Below are 351 nucleotides of genomic sequence, written 5' to 3' on the forward strand. Positions count from 1 at the left end.
GGATACCGGACGGATAATAATTTCCACCGGAACCGATATCCGGCAGTCCCCGAATTGTACTTCTACCCGTCTCTGTATGTCTTCCAGTTCTTCCACCCAAATCGAATCCCCGCTACTGCCGTCCCACCATTCAATTTCACTGAATTTCCCTGAGGGAAAACCGATCTTTCGCCGTCCACCCGGGCACAATGACACCGTATCCAATGCCAGGACTTCCGTAACTGCATTTTGAACCGTAAGAACGGCCGTATCCTGGCAATCGTCTTGTTCTACGATATACAGATACTCCCCGTCTTCGTCCGTGCCCGGGACAAATCGACTGTCACCGTCCGATAGCTCCGGGTCAAACCG

The 351-nt window shown here is 52.4% G+C and carries 1 protein-coding gene; it reads right to left on the minus strand.

Translation table 11 applies throughout. The features are described from left to right. Nucleotides 1-351 (minus strand): hypothetical protein (locus LVD47_RS24420; RefSeq protein WP_236981150.1); only part of this gene is annotated, 351 nt, incomplete at both ends.

Source organism: Membranihabitans maritimus (assembly GCF_021729145.1).
Classification (GTDB): Bacteria; Bacteroidota; Bacteroidia; order Chitinophagales; family Saprospiraceae; genus Membranihabitans; species Membranihabitans maritimus.